At 67.4% G+C, this 24131-nt stretch carries 23 protein-coding genes and 1 pseudogene; 15 read left to right on the plus strand and 9 right to left on the minus strand.

The window, feature by feature from the left end; translation table 11 throughout:
• Window positions 1–11 precede the first annotated feature (11 nt).
• The 4 genes from ACETK3_RS10690 to ACETK3_RS10705 are packed head-to-tail and all read left to right on the plus strand — an operon-like array spanning window position 12 to window position 3454.
• Window positions 12–1244 carry a thiolase family protein gene (locus ACETK3_RS10690; RefSeq protein ID WP_237429267.1) on the plus strand — a complete coding sequence of 411 codons (1233 nt, stop codon included), beginning with the start codon at window positions 12–14 and terminating at the stop codon, window positions 1242–1244.
• Entirely contained in the window at window positions 1244–1945 is a 702-nt protein-coding gene (locus ACETK3_RS10695; RefSeq protein ID WP_237429266.1) for a 3-oxoacid CoA-transferase subunit A, read from the plus strand. Before ACETK3_RS10690 ends, ACETK3_RS10695 begins: the two co-directional genes overlap by 1 nt.
• Before the next feature lies 1 nt (window position 1946).
• A complete protein-coding gene (locus ACETK3_RS10700; RefSeq protein ID WP_373992868.1) occupies window positions 1947–2633 on the plus strand; it encodes a 3-oxoacid CoA-transferase subunit B in 687 nt (228 codons plus the stop codon).
• Window positions 2634–2644: 11 nt separating this feature from the next.
• Complete coding sequence (locus tag ACETK3_RS10705; RefSeq protein ID WP_237429264.1) at window positions 2645–3454, plus strand: IclR family transcriptional regulator C-terminal domain-containing protein; 810 nt, start codon at window positions 2645–2647, stop codon at window positions 3452–3454.
• A 360-nt stretch (window positions 3455–3814) separates the two neighbouring features.
• On the opposite strand, the gene ACETK3_RS10710 is transcribed toward ACETK3_RS10705, so the two are convergent.
• Window positions 3815–5146 (minus strand): MFS transporter, encoded by a 1332-nt coding sequence (locus ACETK3_RS10710; protein WP_236800296.1) that lies wholly within the window; start codon window positions 5144–5146, stop codon window positions 3815–3817.
• 144 nt (window positions 5147–5290) lie between these two features.
• On the opposite strand from ACETK3_RS10710, the gene ACETK3_RS10715 reads away from it, so the two are divergent.
• The gene (locus ACETK3_RS10715; protein ID WP_373992869.1) at window positions 5291–6127 is read left to right on the plus strand and encodes a shikimate dehydrogenase; all 837 of its coding nucleotides are present in this window, start codon (window positions 5291–5293) and stop codon (window positions 6125–6127) included.
• A 110-nt stretch (window positions 6128–6237) separates the two neighbouring features.
• Window positions 6238–7026, plus strand: a complete 789-nt coding sequence (locus tag ACETK3_RS10720) for an IclR family transcriptional regulator C-terminal domain-containing protein (protein WP_237429261.1) — start codon at window positions 6238–6240, stop codon at window positions 7024–7026.
• 4 nt (window positions 7027–7030) lie between these two features.
• Here ACETK3_RS10720 and ligK read toward each other — a convergent pair whose 3' ends face one another.
• A complete protein-coding gene (ligK, locus tag ACETK3_RS10725) occupies window positions 7031–7714 on the minus strand; it encodes a 4-carboxy-4-hydroxy-2-oxoadipate aldolase/oxaloacetate decarboxylase (protein ID WP_373992870.1) in 684 nt (227 codons plus the stop codon).
• A gap of 244 nt (window positions 7715–7958) precedes the next feature.
• Here ligK and ACETK3_RS10730 point away from each other — a divergent pair, with 244 nt between their 5' ends.
• The 5 genes and pseudogenes from ACETK3_RS10730 (at window position 7959) to ACETK3_RS10750 (ending at window position 12640) form a co-directional block, all read left to right on the plus strand.
• The gene (locus ACETK3_RS10730) at window positions 7959–8615 is read left to right on the plus strand and encodes a GntR family transcriptional regulator (RefSeq protein ID WP_237429260.1); all 657 of its coding nucleotides are present in this window, start codon (window positions 7959–7961) and stop codon (window positions 8613–8615) included.
• A 173-nt stretch (window positions 8616–8788) separates the two neighbouring features.
• Window positions 8789–9976 (plus strand): Re/Si-specific NAD(P)(+) transhydrogenase subunit alpha, encoded by a 1188-nt coding sequence (locus ACETK3_RS10735; protein WP_373992871.1) that lies wholly within the window; start codon window positions 8789–8791, stop codon window positions 9974–9976.
• Window positions 9976–10284 (plus strand): NAD(P) transhydrogenase subunit alpha, encoded by a 309-nt coding sequence (locus ACETK3_RS10740; RefSeq protein WP_236820839.1) that lies wholly within the window; start codon window positions 9976–9978, stop codon window positions 10282–10284. Before ACETK3_RS10735 ends, ACETK3_RS10740 begins: the two co-directional genes overlap by 1 nt.
• A pseudogene (locus ACETK3_RS10745) lies at window positions 10281–11643 on the plus strand (NAD(P)(+) transhydrogenase (Re/Si-specific) subunit beta). The gene ACETK3_RS10740 and the pseudogene ACETK3_RS10745 overlap by 4 nt, the downstream one beginning before the upstream one ends.
• A gap of 73 nt (window positions 11644–11716) precedes the next feature.
• The gene (locus tag ACETK3_RS10750) at window positions 11717–12640 is read left to right on the plus strand and encodes a diacylglycerol kinase family protein (protein ID WP_373992872.1); all 924 of its coding nucleotides are present in this window, start codon (window positions 11717–11719) and stop codon (window positions 12638–12640) included.
• A gap of 23 nt (window positions 12641–12663) precedes the next feature.
• On the opposite strand, the gene ACETK3_RS10755 is transcribed toward ACETK3_RS10750, so the two are convergent.
• The 5 genes from ACETK3_RS10755 to ACETK3_RS10775 all read right to left on the minus strand — a co-directional run bounded on the left by ACETK3_RS10755 (window position 12664) and on the right by ACETK3_RS10775 (window position 17767).
• Complete coding sequence (locus ACETK3_RS10755) at window positions 12664–13389, minus strand: aspartate/glutamate racemase family protein (protein WP_236800287.1); 726 nt, start codon at window positions 13387–13389, stop codon at window positions 12664–12666.
• A gap of 8 nt (window positions 13390–13397) precedes the next feature.
• The gene (locus ACETK3_RS10760) at window positions 13398–14828 is read right to left on the minus strand and encodes an amidohydrolase family protein (protein ID WP_373992873.1); all 1431 of its coding nucleotides are present in this window, start codon (window positions 14826–14828) and stop codon (window positions 13398–13400) included.
• A gap of 30 nt (window positions 14829–14858) precedes the next feature.
• On the minus strand, window positions 14859–15647 hold the full coding sequence (locus ACETK3_RS10765) for an aspartate/glutamate racemase family protein (RefSeq protein WP_236820835.1): 789 nt from the start codon (window positions 15645–15647) through the stop codon (window positions 14859–14861).
• Complete coding sequence (locus ACETK3_RS10770) at window positions 15644–16327, minus strand: GntR family transcriptional regulator (RefSeq protein WP_373992874.1); 684 nt, start codon at window positions 16325–16327, stop codon at window positions 15644–15646. The genes ACETK3_RS10765 and ACETK3_RS10770 overlap by 4 nt, the downstream gene beginning before the upstream one ends.
• 81 nt (window positions 16328–16408) lie before the next feature.
• Window positions 16409–17767, minus strand: coding sequence for an MFS transporter (locus tag ACETK3_RS10775; RefSeq protein ID WP_373992875.1), 1359 nt, complete (start codon window positions 17765–17767; stop codon window positions 16409–16411).
• A gap of 260 nt (window positions 17768–18027) precedes the next feature.
• Between ACETK3_RS10775 and ACETK3_RS10780 the strand changes: the two genes are divergently transcribed.
• The gene (locus ACETK3_RS10780; protein ID WP_236800282.1) at window positions 18028–18561 is read left to right on the plus strand and encodes an HPP family protein; all 534 of its coding nucleotides are present in this window, start codon (window positions 18028–18030) and stop codon (window positions 18559–18561) included.
• Here ACETK3_RS10780 and ACETK3_RS10785 read toward each other — a convergent pair.
• Window positions 18521–19363: an ACT domain-containing protein gene (locus tag ACETK3_RS10785; protein ID WP_306968231.1), complete on the minus strand. Its 843-nt coding sequence runs from the start codon at window positions 19361–19363 to the stop codon at window positions 18521–18523. The genes ACETK3_RS10780 and ACETK3_RS10785 overlap by 41 nt on opposite strands.
• 154 nt (window positions 19364–19517) lie before the next feature.
• On the opposite strand from ACETK3_RS10785, the gene ACETK3_RS10790 reads away from it, so the two are divergent.
• Window positions 19518–20594 carry an FUSC family protein gene (locus tag ACETK3_RS10790; RefSeq protein WP_236820831.1) on the plus strand — a complete coding sequence of 359 codons (1077 nt, stop codon included), beginning with the start codon at window positions 19518–19520 and terminating at the stop codon, window positions 20592–20594.
• 60 nt (window positions 20595–20654) lie between these two features.
• On the opposite strand, the gene ACETK3_RS10795 is transcribed toward ACETK3_RS10790, so the two are convergent.
• Entirely contained in the window at window positions 20655–21896 is a 1242-nt protein-coding gene (locus tag ACETK3_RS10795; RefSeq protein ID WP_236820830.1) for an aromatic acid/H+ symport family MFS transporter, read from the minus strand.
• Between the two features lie 150 nt (window positions 21897–22046).
• On the opposite strand from ACETK3_RS10795, the gene ACETK3_RS10800 reads away from it, so the two are divergent.
• Window positions 22047–22790, plus strand: a complete 744-nt coding sequence (locus ACETK3_RS10800; RefSeq protein WP_236802965.1) for an IclR family transcriptional regulator — start codon at window positions 22047–22049, stop codon at window positions 22788–22790.
• Between the two features lie 113 nt (window positions 22791–22903).
• Complete coding sequence (locus tag ACETK3_RS10805; protein WP_373992876.1) at window positions 22904–24094, plus strand: 4-hydroxybenzoate 3-monooxygenase; 1191 nt, start codon at window positions 22904–22906, stop codon at window positions 24092–24094.
• Window positions 24095–24131 lie beyond the last annotated feature (37 nt).

A 24131-nucleotide genomic window follows, 5' to 3' on the forward strand; every position in this document is an offset into this window, starting at 1 on the left:
CCAGAGGAATCATGAACCAGGCTTTTGTGTACGACGCCGTGCGCACCCCGTTCGGCAAGTTCGGCTCCGGCCTTGCCGCCGTGCGTCCGGATGACCTTGCCGCGCATGTGATCAGGGAGTCCGTGAGGCGGGCCCCTTCGCTTGATCCGGAGCGGATTGATGAGGTGGTGTTCGGCAACGCCAACGGCGCCGGTGAGGAGAACCGCAACGTGGCCCGGATGGGCACCCTTCTGGCCGGTCTTCCAGTGTCCATCCCCGGCACTACGGTCAACCGGCTGTGCGGCTCGTCGCTGGACGCGGCGATCATCGCCTCCCGCCAGATCAACGCCGGCGACGCCGACCTGATGCTCGTGGGCGGTGTGGAGTCCATGTCCCGGGCCCCGTGGGTGCTGCCCAAGACCGAGAAGCCGTACCCAGCCGGGGACATGACCCTGGCCTCCACCACGCTGGGCTGGCGCCTGGTGAACAAGGCGATGCCCAAGGAGTGGACCATTTCCCTGGGCGAGGCCACCGAGCGGCTGCGTGAGAAGTACGGCGTGACCCGGCAGGCGCAGGACGAGTTCGCGGCCGACTCGCACAACCGTGCCGCTGCGGCCTGGGACGAGGGGTTCTACGACAACCTGGTGGCCCCGGTCCCGGGCACGGACCTGGTCCGTGATGAGGGCATCCGCCCTGGCTCCACTGCCGAGAAGCTGGCCGCGTTGAAGACGGTGTTCCGCAAGGAGCCCGAGGGCGCCGAGGTTGGCGGGACGGTCACTGCGGGTAACGCATCGCCGCTGTCCGACGGCGCCTCCGCGGCCTGGATCGGCAGTGAGGCTGCCGCTGGGCTGCTGGGGCTGGAGCCGCTGGCCCGGATCGCCGGACGCGGCGCACACGCCAACGATCCCCAGTACTTCGGCTACGCCCCGGTCGAGGCGGCGAACAAGGCCCTGGCTAAGGCGGGCATCGGCTGGGACCAGGTGGGCGCCGTCGAACTTAACGAAGCGTTCGCCGCGCAGTCGCTGGCCTGCATCAACGCCTGGGGCATCGACCCCGCCATCGTGAACCGCCACGGCGGCGCCATCGCCATGGGCCACCCGCTGGGCGCGTCCGGCACCCGGATCCTGGGCACCCTGGCCCGGTCGCTGCAGGCCTCCGGCGAACGTTGGGGCGTGGCCGCGATCTGCATCGGTGTGGGCCAGGGCCTGGCCGTGGTGCTTGAAAACGTGACTGCTTCCGGAAATACCGCTGGAAAGGACCAGTAATGCTGAACTTTGTCGACTCGGTCCAGGCCGCCGTGGCCGAAATCAAGGACGGATCCACCGTGATGATCGGCGGGTTCGGCAACGCCGGCCAGCCGTTCGAACTGATCGATGCGCTGCTCGAATGCGGTGCCACCGACCTGACCGTGGTGAACAACAACGCAGGCCAGGGCGACCAGGGCCTGGCCCTGCTGATCAAGGAGGGCCGGGTGAAGAAGATGATCTGCTCCTTCCCCCGGCAGTCCGATTCCTGGCACTTCGACACCAAGTACAAAGCCGGTGAGATTGAGCTCGAACTGGTGCCCCAGGGCAACCTGGCCGAACGGATCCGCGCCGCCGGAGCCGGGATCGGTGGCTTCTTCACCCCCACCGGCTACGGCACCATGCTCGCCGAGGGCAAGGAAACCCGCTTCCTGGACGGCAAGTGGCAGGTCTTCGAGACCCCCATCCACGCCGACGTCGCCCTCATCAAGGCGTTGAAGGCGGACGGCAAGGGCAACCTCGTCTACCGAAAGACGGCCCGGAACTTCGGTCCGATCATGGCCGCGGCCGCTAAGCACACCATCGCCCAGGTCTCGGAGATCGTCCCCACCGGCGGGCTGGACCCCGAGAACGTGGTGACTCCGGGAATCTACGTCGACACCATCGTCAAAGTTGCCGGCAGCGGCAACCCCGCTGCAAGCACAAACCCGAAGGTGGCCTGAGATGAGCCTGACCGAAACGTCCCTCCAGACCTCGGCGACGCCCCTGGGCCGGGATGACCTGGCCCGGCTCGTGGCCAGGGACATCGCGCCCGGGTCCTTTGTGAACCTCGGCATCGGGCAGCCCACGCTGGTGTCCAACTACCTCACCGAGGAACAGAACATCACCCTCCACACGGAGAACGGCATGCTCGGGATGGGTCCCGAAGCCCAGGGCGATGAGATCGACGAGGACCTCATCAACGCCGGAAAGATCCCCGTCACCGAACTCCCCGGCGCCTCGTACTTCCACCACGCCGACTCCTTCGCGATGATGCGCGGCGGGCACCTGGACATCTGCGTGCTCGGTGCGTTCCAGGTATCGGTCACTGGCGACCTCGCCAACTGGCACACCGGGGCACCGGGTGCCATTCCCGCCGTCGGTGGTGCCATGGACCTGGCCACCGGCGCCAAGGACGTCTTCGTCATGATGACCCTCCTGACCCGCGAAGGCGCCTCCAAGATCGTGGAGTCCTGCACCTACCCCGTCACCGGCGTGGGGTGCGTGACCCGCGTTTACACGGACAAGGCCGTGTTCCTGACGGGGCCCGAGGGCATTACCGTGCGGGAAACCTTCGGCCGCACCCTCGAAGAACTCCAGGAACTGGTGCCCGTCCCGCTCAAGGCCGCCGCCGTCGGAAGCGCCACCTAGGATTGGTAACCATGACCGACGCCGTCCGCACGGACACCCAGCCGCCGCAGGCCAGCGACCAGTATGTCCAGTCGCTGGCGCGGGGCCTGGCCGTGATCCGGGCCTTCGACGCCGACCGCCCCGTCATGACGCTCACGGAGGTGGCGTCCCGCACCGGGCTGACCCGCGCCACCGCCCGCCGGTTCCTGCATACCCTCGTGGAGCTCGGGTACGTGCGGACTGACGGCAAGACGTTCGCGCTGACGGCCAAGGTCCTGCAGTTGGGGTACGCGTACCTCTCCGGCCTGTCCCTGCCGCAGCTGGCCCAGCCGCATCTGGAGGAGCTGTCCCTCAAGCTGGGCGAATCCACCTCCGCTGCGGTGCTGGACGGCACGGACATTGCGTACGTTGCCCGCGTGACCACCCGCCGGATCATGACCATCGGGATCACCGTGGGCACCCGTTTCCCGGCTTATGCCACATCCATGGGCAGGGTACTGCTCGCACACCTGCCCCCTGCGGAGCTCAAGGCTTACCTGGCGGCGGCCGAGGTGAAGCCGTTGACTCCCCGCGCCCTGGGAAGCGTCCCGGAGTTGCTGGGGGTGCTGGAAACCGTGCGGGCGCAGGGGTGGTGCCTGCTGAACCAGGAACTGGAACTGGGGCTGATGTCCGTTGCGGCGCCCGTGTACGACGGAACCAAGGTGGTGGCGGCCGTAAACGTCTCCCTGCAGGCCCAGTCCGTGGAGGCCAAGCCGGACCCGGACGCCTACCTGGCATCGGTCACGCGAGAGATCGTGGCCACCGCCAAACTCATCTCGGCAGACCTCACCGCCAGGGGATAGTCCGCCGCCAGCGGTATGTGACCTTGTCCCGCCGCCCTACCCGGGGGCAGACTCGGATGCATGGTCAGCGAGGACGAGGTCAGGCAGGCTGCCCTTGCCCTGCCGGGCGTGACGGAACGGTCCAGTTGGGGACAGCCGGCGTGGTTTGCCAGAACCCTGGTGGCCCGAATCTGGGAGCCCGGCGTCCTCACCGTCAAGACAGGGGAGCGCCACGCGCTGGCAGGGACCGAGCCGGAGACCTACTTCTGGACTGCGCACCACGAACGCTCACCCCTGCTGGTGCTGGTCCGCATGGAACGCATTGACGCGGCGCTTCTGGCGGAACTGCTCTTCCTGTTTGCTGCGTGGCTGGTAGGGCCCCTACCGCACGTGGTTGCCCAGCTCCCGGAGCGGGGTCTTGGCTGTCTCGCGGGCCCACCAGGCACCCGCCACGGCGAGGACCGAAGAACCTGCCACGATCCAGGCTGCCGGTCCCCAGTTGGCCTTGTCCGCTCCCACCAGGGCGGTGCCCAGCAGCGGGGTGAAACCGGCGCACAGGATTCCGATCTGGAGTCCGATCGCCATGCCCGAGTAGCGGACCTTCACGTTGAACAGCTCCGAGAACCAGGCCGGGTAGATGGCATTGGACATGGCGTAGGTTCCGGCCGTGATCAGCGTGCTGGTCAGGAAGATCATGGGGATGTTCCCGGTGGAGATCACCCAGAAGTAGACGAAGATCATGGCGCCGGAACCGAGCACGCCCCCGATGAAGATGGGACGCCGGCCAAGGCTGTCGGACCATCGTGCCATCAGGGGCTGGCTGCCGATCGCAAGGACGTTGCCGAGGATGCTCACCCAAAGCATGGTGGAGGCCGGGACGCCCACCGAAACCGCGTAGGCGAGGCCAAAGGACTGCATGAACGTGTTGGTGACGGTCTCGAAGGACATCAGCGCCACCTGGAAGAACTGGGCGGGGTGGGTCTGGAACATCTTGGCGAAGGGCAGCTTTACCAGTTCGCCGTGGTCATGCTTTTCCTCGAAAACCTCCGGCTCCTCCAGGGAGCGGCGCACCAGGTAGGCCACGATCAGGACTACGAGGGAGAGCCAGAAGGGGATCCGCCATCCCCAGGCAAGGCGGTCCGCCTCGCTCATGGCGGCAACAGGAAGGAAGGCCAGGGATGCCAGCACGATGCCGGCCGAGATGCCGCTCATGGCGAAGCTGGCGAAGAAACCGCGGCGGCCTTCAGGGGCTTCCTCGGTGGACAATGCCGAGGCGCCGGCCGTCTCGGCGCCGGCGGACAGGCCCTGCATCAGGCGAAGCACCACCAGCAGTGCCGGGGCCCAGTAGCCCGCCACGCTGAAGTCCGGCAGCGCGCCGATCAGGAACGTGGCGCTGCCCATCAGGACCAGGGTGAGAACGAGGGTGTTCTTGCGGCCGATCTTGTCACCCAGGTGGCCGAACACCACTGCGCCGAACGGCCTCGCGACGTAGGCGACACCGAACGTGGCGAAGGACGCGATAAGCGCCACGGTGGGGTCGCCCGCGGGGAAGAAGATCTTCGAGAAGACGAGGGAGGCGGCAGTGGCATAGATGAAGAAGTCGTAGTACTCCAGCGCGCCGCCGAGGAAGGCTGCCAACGCTGCCTTCTTTGCGCGCTTGAGACGGCGCTGCGCCTCGGGCGTCGCCTGGGCTCCTGTTGCGATGTTGGTCATTGTGGGGTTCCTTCCACGCTGAAGGTGGGAATCTTTTTCTAGTCTGTACGCATAGCGAACAAGTGTGCGAAATGCGCCTAAAAAGAGGATACTAGCCGGTGACGCCAATCACAACGCCAATCTCTGCGAAAGGTGGAGCCACGTATGGAACCGCGCGCTCACGCTTCCCGCCTGGTCCTGATCGGGTCAGCTGCTTCCCAGGCCATGTCCCCCGCGCTTTGGAATCCCGTCCTGGCCCGGCTGGGCAACGGCTGGAGGTATGAGGCATGGGATGTGCCACCGGATGGCGACCTGGCGCAGGTCCGCAGAGAGCTCTTGGACCCGGACCTGGTGGCGGCGAACGTGACCATGCCGCATAAGCACTGGGCGGCGGAATCCGCTGATGTTGCCGACGGGTCCGTGAGGCTGAGCGGTGCCTGCAACCTGCTGGTGCGGGCAGGCGAAAGGTTGGAGGCCCACAACACCGACATCACCGCTGCCCGCGAACTGCTGGGGACCGCCTACCAGCGCCACGCCCTCCTGCTCGGGGCCGGGGGAGCCGCCCGCGCAGCCCTCATTTCCATCCGGGAAAACGTGGGGACCGTGTCCATCACGGACCGCGATCCCCGCGCTTCCGCCGAACTGCTGGAACTTGCGTGCCAACTGGGCCTCGACGCGCACGCCATCACATGGGAGCAAGCCCGTGATGCCGCCGCTGATGCCTCCCTGATCGTCAACGCCACGCCCATCGGAAAGAGCACCTCCGATCCGGCGGCCTGGGGTGGTGCTGCCCTGGCACCCGACGCTGTCCTGTACGACTTCGTATACGCCCGCCACACCACCGCCAGCGTGGCCTGCGCAGAGGCCATGGGCATTCGGTGCATCGATGGATGGGACCACCTTCGGGAGCAGGCGGTGGCCATGGTGCCCCTCCTGGGACTGGACGAGGAAACAGGCGTGTTGTTGCAGGAAACCCTCGTCCGTCTTCGGGCTACGCACTAGGGCGACTTGGCCAGGCTTGCTCCCCGCCGGCGCCCGATATGATCGAACAGGTGTGAAAAGCCCGGCAATTCCGTGCCGTGCGCACGGTTGGTTCGGAAGGGAACAGGATAGTGGAGGAGCAGTCGGGCTACTTCGTTAAGTCGGTTGAGAAGGCTTTTGACGTCCTGCTTGCCTTTACCCCGGACCAGCCCCGGCTCACCGTCTCGCAGGTTGCAGCCCGGACGGACATGACCCGGGCTTCGGCCCGGCGCTTCCTGCTCACCCTCGCTGACCTTGGCTACCTCCGGGCTGTCGGGCCGGCCTTCGAGTTGACCGCGCGGTCCCTGGACGTGGGCAGGTCCTATCTTGCCGCGCTGACCTTGCCCAAGGTGGCCGAGCCGCACCTGAGGGACTTGGCGGCGGAGCTTAACGAGACAACGTCCCTGTGCATCCTCGACGGCGGCGACGTGGTCTATGTGGCCTGCGTTCCTTCTCCCCGCCTGCTGAGCGTTTCCATCACGGTGGGTACCCGCTTCCCGGCCTGGGCCACCTCCATGGGCCGCGTCCTCCTGGCCGGGCTGCCTGCGCCGCAGCTGGAGGAATACCTCCACTCGGTCCGGCTGCAACGCTTCACTGACCGCTCCATCGGCAGTGTGGAGGACCTGCGTGCCGAAGTGGAAGCGGCCAGGGCCAGGGGCTGGTGCATGGTTTCACAGGAGCTGGAGGAAGGCCTCCGGGGCGTGGCCGTCCCGGTCCGGCGTGGACATGAGGTTGTGGCCGCGGCCAACGTTTCGCTGCAAACGCACCGGGCGGCGGCGCAGGACATTGAAGCGGCCGTCCTGCCACAGCTGATGGAAGCCGCGCGCCGTATAGCGCTTGACTACGGCGGTCCCGCCGTTCGTGCCGTTCAATCCACGTAGCGCCTCAATCCACGTAGCGCAGTCCCGCGGCTTCGAGCGGCCCCCGCATGCTGTAAATGTCCAGTCCAAGTTCCCCGCTGGCAAAGCGCTCACGCTTGGCTTTTTCGTTGTCTTCCCGGGCCCGTGCTGCTGCCGCCACGTCGGCTGCCCTGGCGGCGGGCACCACCACCACCCCATCGACGTCGGCAATCACCACGTCGCCAGGCGTGACCAGGGCGTTGGCGCAGACTACCGGGACATTGACGGAGCCCAGGGTGGCCTTGACGGTGCCCTTGGAATTGATCGCGCGGCTGAAGACGGGAAAGTCCATGGCCTGGAGGGCGGCGACGTCCCGGCAGCCGCCGTCGATGACCAGCCCCGCTGCGCCCTGTGCCCGGAGTGATGTGGCCAGCAGCTCGCCGAAAAAGCCGTCTTCGCATTCCGTGGTGCAGCCGGCAACCACCACGTCTCCGGGCCGGACCTGCTCGGCGGCCACATGCAGCATCCAGTTGTCCCCGGGCTGCAGCAGGACGGTGATGGCAGTGCCGCACATTGCCGCGCCCGGGTACGCCGGCCGGATGTAGGGGCGCATCAGGCCCAGCCGGCCCATGGCCTCATGGACGGTGCTGACGCCGAAGGCGGACAAGGCCTTGACGCTCTCTTCAGCCGCGCGGGTGATGTTGGTGTGGACAATACCGAGTTCCTGCATGGTGGTTCCCTTCCCAGGCGGGGTCAGCGTCCTTGAGTAGGGGCGTCAAGGCCTGGATAGACGCTCCTGGCCGGGCCCGGGACGACGCCAAATTGACGAACAAACCGCTCAAGCAAATTTTGTCAGCGATATAGCTAACAATCAACGGTGGGTATTTGGCACCTGCCCGCGGGAGCTGGAGTACGCTGAGTTCGGAAATTGTCAGCAAAATTGGCAACCGAAAGGGACAGGGAGAAGGTTGGCTGTGGACACCGTGAATAGAGCGGGCCGGACCCTTACCGCCGTTGAGCTTGCAGAGCTGCTGCGCACCGCTATTGTCAGCGGAGAGCTGGTGCCTAACCAGCGCCTCGTCGAAGGGGACCTGGCCGCCGAGTACGGGGCGAGCCGGGGAAACATCCGGGTTGCCCTCTCGGAGCTGAGCGTCGAAGGCCTCGTGGAGCGCGTCCAAAACCGGGGAGCGCGGGTGCGTGCGGTCTCGGTAGAGGAAGCGGTGGAGATCACCGAGGTGAGGGCCGCCCTGGAGGGCCTCTGTGCCCGTAAGGCTGCCGAACGGGCCACCGATGAGGACATCGCTGAGCTGCAGGACCTGGCCGCCCGTATGAAGGACGCCGTGGACCGGGGAGACCGTGAGTCCTACTCCGAAGGCAACCAGGCGATGCACGAAAAGATCATCGCCATGAGCGCGCAGCAGACGGCCGCAGCAACCATCCAGCGGCTCCGGGGACAGGCGGTCCGGTTCCAGTTCCGCCTTGCCCGCCAGCCTGGCCGCCCGGCAGTTTCCCTGCCGCAGCACCTGGCCATCATTGATGCCGTCTGTGCCCATGATCCGGACGCGGCGGCAGAAGCCATGCGGCTCCATCTCGAAAGCGTGGCGGACGCCATCCGCGCCAGCAACAAGTAACGGCAGTCCTTCAGCCAGGCAACCGCCCGGGCATGGCGGTGGCGGGCTGACAGGCTAATTGTTACCACTTACCCTCCAGCCCCCACTCCCGCCGCAGCGCAGGGCGTTCTAGACTCATGCCAACTGCGTGCAGCAGAGAGGCTGCACTGCTCGTCAGGAAGAGGAGTTGGCGGGTGAGACTGGGGATTCCGCGGGAACGCCGGGAGGGCGAGCGGCGTGTGGCCGCCACCCCGGATACCGTCAGGCAACTGGCTGGGATGGGGCTTGAGGTCCTGGTTGAAGCGGGGGCCGGGGACGGTGCCGGGCACGCAGACCCCGCCTACCAAAACGCCGGGGCCGCCATCGTTCCCCAACTGGACTTGGCCGCCCTCGACATCCTGGCCCACGTCCGTCCCCTTGACCCGAACGCCGCTGCGCATCTCAAAAAGGGAGCCGTCACGGTGGGGCTCGCCTCGCCGTCGTCCGAGCTGCCGGTAGTGCAGGCGCTCGCGGACAGCGGCGTCACCTCCTTCGCCCTGGAACTGGTGCCGCGTATTTCCCGGGCCCAGTCCATGGACGCGCTGACGTCGCAGGCGCTGGTGGCCGGGTACCGCTGCGTCCTTGAGGCCGCCATCAGGCTGCCCCGGTTCTTCCCGCTGTACATGACCGCCGCCGGAACCATCCCGCCCGCCCGCGTCCTGGTGCTCGGCGCCGGCGTGGCCGGGCTGCAGGCCATCGGCACCGCCAAGCGCCTGGGCGCCCGCGTCTTCGCCAACGACATCCGCCCCGCCTCCGCCGACGAGGTAGCGTCCATGGGCGGCACCTTCATCCGTCTGGATCTGGAAACGGCCGAGGCGGCAGGCGGCTATGCCCGGCAGTTGAGCTCCGACGCCGGCACCCGGCAGCGGCAGCTGCTGGCGCCCCACGTGGCGCAATCGGACGTTCTGATCACGACGGCGGCAGTTCCCGGACGCCCCGCGCCCCTCTTGGTGACCCGCGAGATGGTGCAGGGCATGCGCCCGGGATCGGTCGTCGTCGACCTCGCCGCCGAGTCGGGCGGCAATGTGGAGGGCTCCGTACCTGGTCAGGAAATTCCCATTCCCACCGCCGACGGAACAGGACAGATCACCCTGGTGGGGCTGAAGGACGCGGCCTCCGCGATGGCCTCCGACGCCTCCCGCCTCTATGCCAAGAACGTAGCCAACCTGCTGGCGCTGCTGGTCCACGACGGCGCGCTCATGCTGGATTTCGACGACGAAGTGGTGGCAGGTGCCTGCCTCACCCACGCCGGGGAGGTGCGGCACCAACCCACTGCGGAGTTGCTGAAGGCACGTGCTTCAACAGCCGGCGCCGCCGCAGCCCGGCAGGAAGGAGGGCTCTGATGGACGGGATTGCCCTGCTGACCATCACGGTGCTGGCGGTGTTCGTCGGCTTCGAAGTGGTGTCCAAGGTTTCCAGCACCCTGCACACGCCCCTGATGTCCGGCGCCAATGCCATCCACGGCATCATCCTGGTGGGTGCCATCATCGTGGCCGGCCAGGCAACCGACCCCTGGGTGCTCGCGGTGGCGCTGCTCGCCGTCGTCCTTGCCACTGCCAACCTGGTGGGCGGCTTCGTGGTGACGGACCGGATGCTGCACATGTTCCACGCCAAAAAGGACGCGGTGCAACCCAAGGCGGGCAGCAAATGAGCCTCCTCGATCCGGTCTGGACCTCCGTCCTTTACCTCACTGCGGCGGTCTGCTTCATCCTGGCGCTGCGGGGGCTGAGCTCACCGCGCACGGCCCGCCGTGGAAACCTGGTGGGCGCACTCGGGGCGCTGATCGCCGTCGTCACCGTCTTCCTGTCCGCCCGGCTGGAGAACATCCCCTGGATCCTGGCCGCCATCGCCGTGGGTTCCGCGGTGGCGGCGCCGGTGGCCCGGCGCGTGAAGATGACGCAGATGCCGCAGCTCGTGGCGCTGTTCAATGGTGTGGGCGGCGGTGCCGCCGCCCTGGTGGCCCTCCTGGAACTGGCGCACGCGGAGGATCCGTGGGTGCGGGTGGCCATCGTGTTCACGCTCCTGGTGGGCGCGGTGTCCTTTGCCGGCTCGGGCGTCACGTTCGCCAAGCTGCAGGAACTCATGACCACCCGGCCGGTGGTGTTCCCGGGCCTGCCGGTGGTGATGGCCGTGGTCCTGCTCGCCGCGGTGGCCGCCGCGGTTGCCGTGGTCCTCACCGCGGCGCTGCCCCTTGCGGTCCTGCTGCTGGTCCTGGGCCGTGCTGCTGGTGCTGCCGGTAGGCGGCGCCGACGTGCCCATTGTCATCTCGCTGCTGAACGCCTTCACCGGTCTGGCCGTCGCCGCCTCCGGCCTGGTGCTGGGCAACGTCCTGCTGGTGGTGGCCGGCACGCTGGTGGGCGCCTCGGGCACCATCCTCACCCGTGCCATGGCGGCGGCCATGGGCCGCAGCGTGGCAGGTATTCTGTTCGGCGCCTTCAGGGGAGGTTCGACGGCGGGATCCACCGCCGTGAGCGGGCGTCCGGTCCGCTCGTCCTCGCCGGAGGACGTGGCGGTTCTGTTGGGGTACGCCCAGCGGGTGATCATCGTCCCCGGCTACGGCCTGGCGGTGGCCCAGGGCCAGCACACGGCCGCCGAACTGGCCCAGGCCCTGGAAGCGCGGGGGATTGAAGTGGATTTCGCCATCCATCCGGTGGCCGGCCGCATGCCCGGGCACATGAACGTTCTTCTGGCCGAGGCCAACGTGCCGTACGAGTCGCTCAAGGAGATGGGCGACATCAACCCGGAGTTCAAGACCACGGACGTGGTATTGGTGGTGGGTGCCAACGATGTGGTGAACCCGGCCGCCAAGACCTCCTCAGGCTCACCGATCTACGGGATGCCCATCCTGGAAGTGGCGGAGGCGCGGCAGGTGGTGTTCCTGAAGAGGTCCATGCGCCCGGGTTTCGCCGGCATCGAAAACGATCTGCTGTATGAGCCGCAGACGTCGCTGCTGTTCGGGGACGCCAAGGACTCGCTGGCACAGGTGCTGGGCGCGGTTAAGGCCCTGTAGGCGCGGAACATGCCCCGCGCCGGGTTACCCTTCTTTGAGAAGCCTGCTTTACATTCCGCCATCTGAGGACGTCATGACTGAGACCAGCTCCACCCCTTCGCCCAAACGAGCCGCCGTCGTCATTAACCCGGCCAAGACGGTGGACATTGACGTGCGCGAGCTGATGGCCAAGCACTGCGAGGAGAACGGCTGGGGCGAAACCCTCTGGTTTGAGACAACGGAGGAGGACCCCGGCGTCGGTCAGGCGAAGGAAGCCCTGGCCCAGGGCGCGGACCTCGTCATCGCGGCAGGCGGCGACGGAACAGTCCGCTGCGTGGCCGAGGTCCTTGCCGGCGGCGACGTCCCCATGGGCCTGCTGCCGCTGGGCACCGGGAACCTGCTGGCCCGCAACCTGGGCATCGACGTGACCGACTACGACGGTGCCCTGTCCGGGGCGCTGGTGGGCACCGAGCGGAAAATCGACGTGGTCCGCGCCCGCCGGAACGACCCCGACGAGGAGCAGCTGTTCCTGGTCATGGCCGGCCTGGGCTACGACGCCACCATCATGGCGGACACCAACCAGGAACTGAAGCACAAGGTGGGCTGGCTGGCCTACGTGGACGCCGGGATCCGCAACCTTCCCGGGAAACCGGTCAAGGCAACCGTTGCGATCGACGGCAAACGGGTTGTCCACCGCGGCGTGCGCAGCGTGATGGTGGGCAACTGCGGCAAGGTCCAGGGCGGGCTGGAGATCTTCCCCGACGCCAAGATCGACGACGGCCTGCTGGACATCGCCGTCCTGGCGCCGCACCACGGCAAGCTGGGCTGGCTCTCCGTGCTCGCCGGCATCATCGGCAAGGGCAAGAACAAGGACACCGCCGTGGAGTACTTCCAGGGCAAGAGCGTGGAGATCACGCTGGAGCACAAGGACGACTACCAGCTGGACGGCGACCACGAGGGCCAGGGCAAGCACGTGCTCATGACCATGGAGCCCGGTGCCCTGACCCTGCGGATGTAACCTTCCTGCCGATGTAGGGGCGGTCAGCCCAGCAGCCGCCCCCAGCGCCGCTCCAGCAGCGGTGCGCCGGCCAGTTTCAGGGCGTGCCACAGCGTGACCGCCACGGAGTCCAGCACCGGGACCCCGGTGGTTTCCTCGATCTCTGCAGTGATGTTGGCTCCGTAAAGGTTGGTGCACAAGTAGACCAGGGCATCCGGGGCCGCGGCGGCGAGTTCCCGGGAGCCGGGCCGCATCTCGTCGTCGGTCACCCGGGCAAAGGACTCGTTGTCGCTCAGGCCCAGCGCCCGGTGGTCCACGGTCTTGATGCCTTCACGCTCGTAGGATGCGATGACCTGGTGGTTCACGTCTTCCGTGTACGGCGTGAACAGGCCGATCCGTTCCGTCCCGAAGGCCCGGAACGCCTCGAGGTAAGCCAGCGTGGAGGTGGTCGCCGGGACCCCGGTGGCGGCGGTGATTTCACCGGCCAGTTCCTGGTCGTGGCCCGAACCGAGCCAGGAACCTGACGTGCCGTTCCAGGCAATCACGTCCACGTCCGCCGTCGCCAGCAGCTGCGACGCCTGGCGCATGACGGCGGGGTCGAACTGCCGGTCCGAGGAATCGTCCAGGGCGATGCGGGTCACCGGGATCCGGGTGAAGTGCACCGTGACGTCGGTGCGGCTGCCCAGGATGCGGTACGTCTGGGGTTCCAGGCAGGTGTTGGAGGACGGCACGATCATGCCGATCCTGTGCGGGCGGGTGGTTGCAGGCATGGTGGCTCCTAGAGCGCGGGGGCGGGAAGTTGGGCGGCGTCGGCGGCGGCTGACTGGTGCTGGCGGAAGCCGTTGCGGTGGATGAAGCGGCCTGCGGCGCCGGGATCGTGGAAGCCGTCCGCGTCCAGCACCACGCGTCCGTTGGAAACCACGACGGCGGGCCAGCCGGTCAGTGCCTTCCCGTCGAAGGGTGAGAAGTCGGTGCCCATGTGCAGGGCTGCGCCGTCCACCGTGCGTTCCTCTGCGGGATCGAAGACCACCAGGTCGGCGTCGAACCCATCGGCGATGCGGCCCTTGCCGGGAACGGCGTTGATCCGTGCAGGTTCGGCGGCGAAGGCGTTGACGAATTGTTCAACGGTGGCCCCTGCGGAGGTCATCGCGGTGAAGGTGACCGGCATCCGCGTCTCCACCCCGGGCAGTCCGTGCGGCATGGCGCGCACGTCATCGGTCCGCTCGCGCTTCTGGGACAGGTCGTAGCAGGAATGATCCGAGGACATGGTGTGGATGGCACCGGACACCAGCCGCTCCTTGAGGGCAGCCACCGTTTCGGCGCTGCGCATGGGCGGGCAGCAGGCGAACCACTCCGGGAAGGTGGAGGCATAGACGGAGTCGTCCAGGGTGACGTAGTGCGGGCAGGTTTCGGAGTAGGCCTCAAGCCCGTGGTCCCGCGCCTGCGAGACCAGATCCACCGCTCCGGGCGTGGACTGGTGCACGAAGTACACCGGCGCTCCCGTGTATTCGGCCATGGCCAGGGTCTCCTTCACGGAGATCTCCTCGGCCAGCTCGGGCCGGGTCCGGTGCAGGTGTTCGATGCCGATCCGGCCGTCCTGGGCGTGCTGTTCGGTGCAGTCGGCAATGATGGGGTCGTGTTCGGCGTGGATGTAGGCCAGGCCGTCCAGCCGCACCATTTCCCGCATGACCTTGACGATGGTGTCGCCGTCGGCCATGGTGGTGCCCCGGTTGGTGGTGTACATCTTCACTGAGCGGACGCCCTCGGCGGCCAGCTGCTCCAGCTGCCATGGCACCGTTTCGTCCCAGCTGATCACGGCGCCGTGCAGGGCCACGTCGCAGCGGGACTGTGTGGCGAGTTCCTTTTTGTGCAGGACGGCGGCCAGGGGGGTTTCCTGGGCGTCCCGCGGAATTCCGAAGTCGATGATGGTGGTGGTTCCGCCCCACAGGGCGGCTGTGGAGGTGGTGCGGTAGTCGTCCAGGGTGCGGAAGCGTCCGGTCACCTGGGCCACGTGGCAGTGTCCGTCCACGCCGCCGGGGATCACGAGTTTGCCCGTGGCGTCGACGGTGCGGTCCGCCGCGGGCACCGGCTGGGCGGCGTCGACGAGTTCGGCAATCTTTCCTTGGTGCACCACGATGTGGGCGTCCTGGCGGCCGTAGCTGTTCACCACGGTGGCGTTGGCAATGACGAGGTCTGGCTGGTGGGACATCGGTGTCCTCCTGGGTTGGTGAAGTCGGGGTTAGGCGGCGGGCTGCGGGGTGCCGGCGTGCTCTTGGCGGGCGGCGAGGGCCGCGTCCAGGTTGCCGGACAGGCCTTTGCGGTCCTTGGCCGGGGGCGGGGCGAAGGCGCCGGCGCGGTGGGTTCCGGACTGCAGGGCAGCCACGGCCTCCGCCATGCGGATGCCGGCGGAAATGCCGTCAACCACGGGCACGGGAATCTGTCCCTTGAGTTCGCGGGCCAGGCCTGCCAGGGGGGCGCCGGCAAGGATGACGACGTCGGCACCATCCTCCGCCACGGCCTGCCGACTCAGTGCCAGCAGGGTTTCCCGGAAGTCCTGCTGGACCGAGGCGATGCTGGTCAGGGAGTCGTTGATGGAACGGATGGAGGCCAGCCGGCCGGCCAGACCGAACTGCTCCACGCATTCCCGGTACCAGGGTTTGATCCGGTCCGAGATGGCGATGATGGAGAAGCGGTGGCCCTGCAGGGCTGCCGCGCACAGGGCGGCCTCGGTGATGCCGATGACGGGAACGTCAGCCAGTTCCTTGAGGGCCGGCATGCCGGGATCGCCGAACGCTGCGACCACCACGGCGTCCACCGGGTCTGCTCCGGGGCGGGTGTGTTCGGCGATGATTTCCGCCACGGCGCCGGCGGCGACGAGGGATTCGAAGCGGGTTTCGATGTACTCCACGCCGTGGCCGGCCGTCCGGACCAGCAGGTCGCTGCCGGGGGAGGCGGACCGCAGCGCTTCGGATTCGATCAGTGCGGTGACATCGGCACTGATGTTGGGGTTGATGACCAGGAGTTTCATTTTCTCTTCCGGTGGAATTCTGGTTCGGTTTTTTGGAAGTCCTCAGGGAACTGGTCCCGGTACTTGCCAATGTGGGAAGCGGACTGGGCGGCTGCCCTGTCCGGGTCGCCGCTGGCGATGGCTGCGTAGAGTTCGCGGTGTTCGCGGATGAGTTCGGGCAGGTCGCTGACGTGCCGGAACAGCCAGTGCATCCGCCCCTGGAGGGGTTCCAGGGCGGACTTGAGGAAGTTGTTGTCCGCGATGCGCGTGATGGCGTCGTGGAATTCGCTGTTGGAACGGTGTGCCTCCATCACTGACCCCTTGGCCAGGAAGGCCTCTGCGTTGTCCAGCAGGCCCTTGAGGTAGTCGAGGTGCTCCCTGGTGGCCCGCTTGGCGGCGAGCCGACAGGCCAGCACCTCCAGGGACTGGCGGACGTCGAAAAGGTCCTCGACGTCCTTGGGGCTGAGGCTGCTCACTTCGGCCCCGCGGGCCCCGCGGTCGCTGATCAGGCCTTCCTGGCGGAGCATGCGCAGGGCCTCGCGGACCGGCAGCCGGGATACGGAGAACTCGGCGGCCAGCTCGCGTTCCACCAGCCGCGTGCCGGGAGCGTAGTGTCCTTCGAAAATCCGGGTGCGGAGGGTGTCCCGGACGGTTTCGCGGAGGGGGCGGTCCTTGTCCTGGGTCTCTTCTGCGGTCAGCATGGTGCTCCATTTCGGATTCTCGTACGGCACTGCTCCCGGCTTGCGGGGGCGTCAATTGCAAGTTTCCCTGCGAGGGTCAGCTTAGACAGGAAGCCGCTTGTTGTAGTTCAGGGTGAGGACGGAGACGCCCATGATCACCGCGGAACCCACGAAGTACAGCAGCGCCCAGGTGTAGGAGCCGGTGGCACCCACGATGAGGCCGACGACGATGGGGGTGACGAAGCCGGAGATGTTGCCACTGAGGTTCATTGCTCCGCCCAGGACGCCGGCGTTGGTGCGCCCGCCCAGGATGGAGGGGATGCTCCAAAACAGGCCCACCCAGCGCAGGAAGAACAGGACCACGGAGAGCAGGACCACGGCGGTGGTGGCGTCGGGGACCACGGTCACGCCCACCAGGCCCGCCACGACGATGGCGCTGGAGATGCCGAGGAGGGTCCGCATCACCAGGTTGGCGGAGGCGCCGGATGCGCGCCACTTGTCGGCGACGGTGCCGCCGATGATCTCGCCGACGAAGCCGGCACCGAAGATCACCAGCGTGGACCAGCCGATGGTCTTCAGGTCGAAGCCCTTGGCCTGGGCCAGGTACAGCGGGCCCCAGGTCAGCAAGCCGTAGAACACGCCGTTGAAGCCGAGCCAGCCCAGGCACATGGCCCAGAAGGAGCGGAATTTGAGGTAGGGAAGCAGGCCGCGCTTGCCCTTGCTGCCGTCCATGGCTGCTTCGGCGTCCTCGGCGGCGTGCGACGCTTCGATGTAGGAGGCCTCGGCCTCATTGACGCCGCGGTGCTGGCGGGGGTTGTCCCGGACGTACCACCAGACGGCCAGGCCCATGAGGACGGTGGCGGCGCCGGCGATGACGAAGGCCCAGCGCCAGCTGCCCGTGGAGGCGATGAGGCCGGCAATGATGATGCCGCCCAGGCCGGCTCCCAGGGGAGCGCCGGCGTCCAGGATGGTGGCGCCGCGGCCGCGTTCGGACTTGTGCATCCAGATGGCATTGAGCTTGCCGCCGGCGGGCATCACACCTGCCTCTGTTACGCCGATGCCGAGCCGGGCGATGAACATGCTGAGGAAGCCGCCCGCCATGCCGGAGGCCGCTGTGGCAGCACCCCAGCCGATGCAGGAAGCCGTCATGACCTTGCGGGGACCGAACTTGTCGATCAGCCAGCCCACCGGCACCTGCATGAGGGCGTAGGTCCAGAAGAAGGCGGAAAGGAGCAGGCCCACCAGTTCGGGAGGCAGGTTGAATTCCTTTTGGATGATGGGCAGGGCGACGGAGATGGAACCGCGGTCGATGTAATTGACGGAGACCAGGACCAGGAGCAGCAGGAAGAGCTTCCAGCGGACGGCAGTGCGTCGTTGCGTGCCGTCCTTTTCGGGTTTGTCGGCGGTGCCGGGAGCGGCCTCAAGGGATGTGGCCGTTGTTTCAGTGTTTGGGATGGACACAGCTTCTCCTTCACGGGGAAGTTTACGGATGGGGGATGCGAACGGTGCGGTGCGTGCCCGTTGGGCCGTTGCCGGTGGAGAGGGTCCGCCGGACGATCCGGAGCGCCGAGCGGAAGCTTTTCATTTTTGGGATCCCAATTTGGGATCCCAAAAACAAAGGTAGGAGTGACACGCGCCACTGTCAAGGGTTTTGCGCGCGCATGCCGCGTGACCGCCTTCCCAACCGATTGTGACCGGCGGCGGGCGGGTAGGGGCAAGGAATGAACACACCCATGCTGGAACGGGCCAAGAAGAACTGGAACAAGCTGGGCGCCGGGCTGTACGCGGGTGTCCTGGGTATTGTCGTCCTCGCCGTCAGCGGCGCGGCGGGCCTCCTGTTCCATCTGCCCTGGCTGTTTCCCAGCCTCGGCCCCACGGTGATGCTGTTCTTCGAGTCTCCCGAACAGAAGGCTTCCAGGCCGGTCAACACCCTGGTGGGGCATGGGGTGGGGCTGTTGGCCGGGGCACTCTGCCTGTATGCCCTGGGCCTGCAGGACCAGCCGTCCGCTACGGTGGGCGGACTGACCCCGCTGCACGTCCTCAGTGGCGTGCTCTCGGTGGGGCTCACCACCCTGGTGCTGACCTGGCTGGGCCTGCCCCACCCGCCCGCCGGGGCAACCACCCTGATCGTCAGCCTCGGCATCCTGTCCGCTCCGGTCCAGCTGGCGTCCATGGCAGGGGCCATCATCCTGATCACGGTGGTGGGGTGGGGGCTCAACGTTCTGTTGGGGACGCGGCCGGCCGATAAGACGTAATCTCGGCCAGTTCGGCCAGCCGGTGGGCCCGCGCAGACTCCGCCGGCGTGAACGGTTCGCCTGGCCGGGAAAAGGTGACGGGACCGTGCCATGCCGTGGGGATCTTAAGGTGCGTCCCGTCGTCGGGCCCTTTGCTGCCGGCGTCCGACGGCGGCAGGATCCTTGCGTGCAGCAGCTCGGCCACCGCCAGGGGCAGTTCGTCGGGGGCGGCAGCGATGCGCGCCGCGAGGCTTAACGCCTTGGTCTGTCCGTCCGCCATGGCCAGCGCGGTGGTGGGCCAGACGTGCGGACTGCCGCCGCCGCCGTCGTGCAGTGCATCCAAAAGCTCACGTTCGCCCACGTGGCCCGGGACCGAGAGGACAAACTCGTCCAGGACGCCGCCCGGGACCGGGTGGACGTGGATGCTGAGGATGTTGCTGTCCAGCCGTGCCAGCGCCCGCGTGATCCGCTGCAGTGCGCCGGGCTGGTCCCGCAGCAGTGTCCGCGCCCGCCAGAGCGACGGGGCTGCCACCAGTTGCCGGCGGTGCCGCAGGGCCGGCGCATGCAGCCAGCGGAGCAGGATCCTGGCAGCTGACGGCTCGGCCACCCAGATCACCAGGACCGTGGCCGTGAGGGCCAGCACCAGCACCTTGGCTACATAAGGTAGATGGGCTTCCACCACCAGGGCGTGGACCAGCAGCTCGATGGGCAGCATCACGGCCACGTTCGCCACGGTCAGCCTGGCTTTGGGCGGCTCCGGCATCTGGCCGCAGACCTCGCAGCGCAGTTCTTGGGTGGACGGGTGGGGCGGGGTGTGCTTCATGGCTCCAGCATTGCCTCGCGTTGTTTCCCCCGCATTGCCTTCCGATTCCATTCAGGGGAACGCAGCGGGCACCGGGAGGGGGCCGGGCCGTAGGATTTATGAGGAACGTCAGCGCGGCCGCCCGTCAGGATCCACCCCAAGGAAGGCGCTGCCCGTGAAGATGTTTGCCGAGATGTTCACCATCGGCCCCGGCAACAAGGACCACCACCCGGCGCTTCGATGCGCGGTGGGCGTCTTCGTTCCCCTCACTACGCTGGTGCTGCTGGGCCGGCTGGACCTGGCAATCTTCGCGTCCTTCGGCGCCTTCACCGGAATCTACGGCCGCGGCGAACCGCATGCCGTCCGCTTTGTGCTGCAGCTGCGGGCCGGGCTGCTGATGCTGCTGGTGATGTTCCTGGCGGCGCTCGCGGCCCGCATCGGTCCCGCATGGGGCCTGGACACCGCCACCCACACCTGGCTCCTGGTCCTGGCCACCACGCTGGTGGCAGGCGCCTGTTCCGTCGCCATCTCCTGGCTGCGGCTGCGCCCGGCGGGATCGCTCTTCCACATCTTCGCGTTCGCCGCCATTGCGTCCATTCCGAACCAGCCGCCCCTGTGGCAGGGCATGCTGGTTGCCGTCCTCACCACGCTGTTCGCCCTGCTTGTCGGCTTCTCGTCCCGGATCCTTCCCAGCCACCGCACCCCGTGGACCAGGCCTCCGCGGATCCGTCGCACGCCCGCGGAGAAGCGCGCGGCGTGGCTTGAAGGGTCCGGCTACCTGGTGGCCGCAGGCCTCGCCGGCACGCTGGCCACCTGGGCCGGGTCCCGCCTGGGATTCGGGCATAACTACTGGGCCATGGTGGCCGCCGTTGTCCCCCTGGTGGGCCACACCACCCAGCACCGCGTGCGCCGCGGCATCCAAAGAATCATCGGCACTGTCCTGGGCCTGTTGGTCCTGGCGGCGATCCTGTTGCTGGGCCTTCAGCCCTGGCAGACAGTGCTGGTCATGGCGCTGTGCCAGTTTGGTGCCGAAATGTTCATCATCCGCCAGTACCTGCTGGCCCAGGTGTTCGTCACACCCCTGGCGCTGATCTCCACGCTCCTGGTGGTACCCGCCTCGCCTGCTTACCTCCTGCGCGACCGCATCGTCGAGACCGTCATTGGTGCCGCCGTCGGCATAGCGGTGGTGCTGGCACCTGCCGTATGGCGCCGTGTGCGGCGCAGGCAGGGACGGGTTGCGACGGCGGCCTGACCGCCTTTTCCGCCCGGCCCGCCCCCGAGCGGCACCTGGGGCGGGCCGGCCGGAGGCCGGTCATGGGCGTTCCGCGGCTGCTTCTTCCCGGACTGCCCGGATGGTGTGCGGCACTGCTATCAGCGCCAGCACGGCGATGGCGGCAGCGGCCGCAAAGACGTAAAAGCCCCAGGGGTAGGCAATGTTGGCAGCTACCAGCGTTCCGGTGACGGCGGGGCCCATGATGGCACCCAGCCGGCCCACGCCGGCGGCGAAACCCAACGCGGTGGCTCGGAGGACTGCCGGGAACAGCTGGCTGACCCATGCATAAACCAGCACCTGCGCGCTGAACACGAACACGCCGGTGACAAAGACTGCCAGGTTGAGCAGCAGTTCACTTTGGATCTTGACGCTCAGGACCGCCAGGAAGAGCGCGGAGAGCCCGAACCACAGCAGCACCACCTTCTTGGTGCCGTGCTTGTCGGCCAGGATTCCCGCGATGACCAGGCCCACCACGGCGCCCACATTCAGGACCAGCAGGAGGACCAGGCCGGTGCTGACGGTGTACCCGGCGCCGGCCATCAGCTGCGGGAGCCAGGTGTTCAGGCCGTAGACCAGGAGCAGGCCCATGAAGGAAGCCGCCGCGATGGCCAGCGCCACCAGGGGGTAGGGCTTCCGGGCAAGGTCGCGGAAGCCTGTGCGGGCTGCGGCCGGTTCTTTTCCTTCCGCCCCTGAGGCAGCCGCTGAGGGAAGGGTCTCCGGGAGCTTGAACCACAGGAAGGGTGCCAGGGCAATGCCCGCCAGGCCGCCCACGATGAACATCATCCGCCAGTCCGGAATCAGCATCAGGGCAAGGAAGGCCGTGGCCACAGCGCCTACGTGGTAGCCGGTCATGGTCCGGGTGGTCGATTTTCCGGCGGTGCCTGCCGGAGCGTAGTCGTTCATGTAGGCCAGGGCGGCCGGAAGGCAGGCGCCCAGCCCCAGCCCGGCAAGGAGGCGGAAGGCGCAGAACACCGCAACGTTGGGCGCGAACACCACGGCGATGGTGAAGATCGAAAACCACAGGACGCAGGCCACCAGGAGGCGGCGCCGGCCAAAGCGGTCAGACAGCGGGGCAATGAACAGGGCACCGGCGCCAACGCCGACCAGCGAGATGGTGGCGGCCCACGTGGCTCCCACCGCATCGAAGCCAAGCTCATGGGTCTTGATCAGCGTGGGGATGACGGTACCCAAAACCACCAGGTCAAAGCCGTCAAGGACCATCGCCAGCCAGCAGAGCCAGACTGGCCACTTTGATCGGTGCTGAGTGGGCGCAAGTGACATAGAAATACCTCGGTGTATCTTCCAGGAGTTGAGCGGCAGGCTTCGCCGGGGAGGATCGGGCAGCATCGCCCACATCCCCAGTGAGGTTTGTATCACTAGGAGGTGTAATCTGGGACAACTTTTCCCATTGAACGGAAGAAGGTGCTTGCGCTGGCCAACTCGAAATCGGGCGACTCGGTAGTGGACCGGATCGTGCGGCTGATTTCCGCGTTCCCGCAGGACGTCAGTGCCCTGCAGCTGAGCGACCTCGCCCAGCGCGCCGGCCTGCCGCTCACCACCACGCACCGCCTGGTGGGCCAGCTTGCCGCCCACGGGCTGCTTGAGGCGGCGCCGGGCGGCATGGTCCGGCCCGGGGTCCGGTTGTGGGAACTGGTGAACCGTACTTCCCCCACCCTCGCCCTGCGCCAGGCGGCCATGCCGTTCATGGAGGACATCCAGCAGGTCCTGCACCAAAATGTGAACCTGGCCGTGCTGGACGGCTGGGAGGCGCTGTTCGTGGAGCGGCTGTCCAGGCGGGGCTCGGTGGCCAACCGCGCCCAGGTGGCAGGAAGGATGCCGGTGCACATCTCGTCCGCGGGGCTGGCGCTGATGGCCCACCAGGACAAGATGGTGCAGGAGGAGTATCTCGGGCGCTTTACCGACCCGGAAGGAAAAGTCGCCGCGGATACCGTCCGGGCACTGTTGGCCGAAACTTCCCGCCAGGGCTTCGCCCAGCTCAAGGGCGTGGTGGATCCGGATACCTGGGGCATAGCCGTCCCGGTCCTGAACCGCAGGCAGCGCGCTGTGGCGTCGCTCGGCGTCGTGGTTCCCCTCCGTGAGATGCGCCTGCAGGCGCTGGTGCCCGCGCTGCAGACCGCCGCACGTGGCATCGCCCGGCACATGGCAGACTCCTGATCCATTCAACGGAATAGGTGTAACGGGGCTCACCACCCGGCGCCCACACTGGTTGGCAGAAGAACCGACCCGGTGCCGCCCAGGCGGGGCCCGCAATGAAGCGAGGACAGAACATGGCACGAAAAATCATCACCACCCAGGTGGCCATCATGGGCGGCGGTCCCGCCGGACTCATGCTCTCCCACCTGCTGTATAAGGCAGGCATCGACTCCACCGTGGTCGAGATCCGCAGCCACGAGCAAATCGCCCACACGGTCAGGGCCGGCATCCTGGAGCACGGCACCGTCAACCTGCTGGTGGACAGCGGTGTCTCGGACCGTGTGCTGCGCGACGGGGACCGGCACGACGGGATTGAGCTGCGCTTCAATGGCGAGAGCCACCGCATCGACTTCAAGGACCTGGTGGGGGAGTCCGTGTGGCTGTACCCGCAAACGGATGTGTTCCTGGACCTCGCCGCGCGCCGGAAGGACGACGGCGGCGACGTCCGCTACAGCGTCAGCGACACCTCGGTGCACGACCTCGAGGGCAAGCCGAAGGTCTGGTTCACCGACGCGGACGGCGCCGAGTTCGAAATCCAGGCCGACTTCCTGGTCGGCGCGGACGGTTCCCGCAGCCACTGCCGCACCCAGATCCCGGAAGCCAAGCGCAAGCGGTACTTCCATGAATACCCCTTCGCCTGGTTTGGCATCCTGGCCGAGGCGCCGCGCAGCTCGGATGAACTGATCTACGCCAACTCGGCCAACGGCTTCGCGCTGATCAGCCAGCGCACCGAGACTGTGCAGCGGATGTACTTCCAGTGCGACCCCAAGGAAAACGTGGCCGACTGGGATGACGGCCGGATCTGGGCCGAGTTCCGCAGCCGGGTCAACGGCAACGGCTTCGAGCTCAAGGAAGGGCCCGTCCTGGAAAAGATGGTCCTGCCGTTCCGCAGCTTCGTTCAAACCCCCATGCGGCACGGCAACCTGTTCCTGGCCGGCGACGCCGCACACACCGTCCCGCCCACCGGTGCCAAGGGCCTCAACCTGGCCATCAACGACGTCAAGGTCCTCTTCGAAGGCCTCGACAGCCATTACAACTCCGGCTCTGATGCGCTCCTGGAGACCTACAGCGACCGCGCCCTGGACCGGGTGTGGAAGGCGCAGCAGTTCTCCTACTGGATGACCACCATGCTGCACACCCCCGCCGACGCCGACGACTTCTCCCGCGCCCGCCAGCTCGGGGAACTGAACTCCGTGGTCTCCTCCCGGCACGGCAGGGCCTACCTCGCCGAAGCCTATACAGGCTGGCCCACCGCCGCTTCCTAAGCCAGGGGAGAATTCCGACGGCGGGGCTGCCAGTTAG

The organism is Arthrobacter sp. E44, assembly GCF_041877125.1.
Lineage (GTDB): Bacteria > Actinomycetota > Actinomycetes > Actinomycetales > Micrococcaceae > Arthrobacter.

Excerpts from the sequence above, each read along its gene's own strand:
- ACETK3_RS10760 (WP_373992873.1), bottom strand. The coding sequence starts at position 14,828 with ATGTCCCACCAGCCAGACCTCGTCATTGCCAACGCCACCGTGGTGAAC.
- ACETK3_RS10705 (WP_237429264.1), top strand. The coding sequence starts at position 2,645 with ATGACCGACGCCGTCCGCACGGACACCCAGCCGCCGCAGGCCAGCGAC.
- ACETK3_RS10765 (WP_236820835.1), bottom strand. The coding sequence starts at position 15,647 with ATGAAACTCCTGGTCATCAACCCCAACATCAGTGCCGATGTCACCGCA.
- ACETK3_RS10770 (WP_373992874.1), bottom strand. The coding sequence starts at position 16,327 with ATGCTGACCGCAGAAGAGACCCAGGACAAGGACCGCCCCCTCCGCGAA.
- ACETK3_RS10690 (WP_237429267.1), top strand. The coding sequence starts at position 12 with ATGAACCAGGCTTTTGTGTACGACGCCGTGCGCACCCCGTTCGGCAAG.
- ACETK3_RS10785 (WP_306968231.1), bottom strand. The coding sequence starts at position 19,363 with ATGAAGCACACCCCGCCCCACCCGTCCACCCAAGAACTGCGCTGCGAG.
- ACETK3_RS10700 (WP_373992868.1), top strand. The coding sequence starts at position 1,947 with ATGAGCCTGACCGAAACGTCCCTCCAGACCTCGGCGACGCCCCTGGGC.
- ACETK3_RS10695 (WP_237429266.1), top strand. The coding sequence starts at position 1,244 with ATGCTGAACTTTGTCGACTCGGTCCAGGCCGCCGTGGCCGAAATCAAG.
- ACETK3_RS10780 (WP_236800282.1), top strand. The coding sequence starts at position 18,028 with ATGAACACACCCATGCTGGAACGGGCCAAGAAGAACTGGAACAAGCTG.
- ACETK3_RS10795 (WP_236820830.1), bottom strand. The coding sequence starts at position 21,896 with ATGTCACTTGCGCCCACTCAGCACCGATCAAAGTGGCCAGTCTGGCTC.
- ACETK3_RS10750 (WP_373992872.1), top strand. The coding sequence starts at position 11,717 with ATGACTGAGACCAGCTCCACCCCTTCGCCCAAACGAGCCGCCGTCGTC.
- ACETK3_RS10715 (WP_373992869.1), top strand. The coding sequence starts at position 5,291 with ATGGAACCGCGCGCTCACGCTTCCCGCCTGGTCCTGATCGGGTCAGCT.
- ACETK3_RS10740 (WP_236820839.1), top strand. The coding sequence starts at position 9,976 with ATGGACGGGATTGCCCTGCTGACCATCACGGTGCTGGCGGTGTTCGTC.
- ACETK3_RS10710 (WP_236800296.1), bottom strand. The coding sequence starts at position 5,146 with ATGACCAACATCGCAACAGGAGCCCAGGCGACGCCCGAGGCGCAGCGC.
- ligK (WP_373992870.1), bottom strand. The coding sequence starts at position 7,714 with ATGCAGGAACTCGGTATTGTCCACACCAACATCACCCGCGCGGCTGAA.
- ACETK3_RS10755 (WP_236800287.1), bottom strand. The coding sequence starts at position 13,389 with ATGCCTGCAACCACCCGCCCGCACAGGATCGGCATGATCGTGCCGTCC.
- ACETK3_RS10805 (WP_373992876.1), top strand. The coding sequence starts at position 22,904 with ATGGCACGAAAAATCATCACCACCCAGGTGGCCATCATGGGCGGCGGT.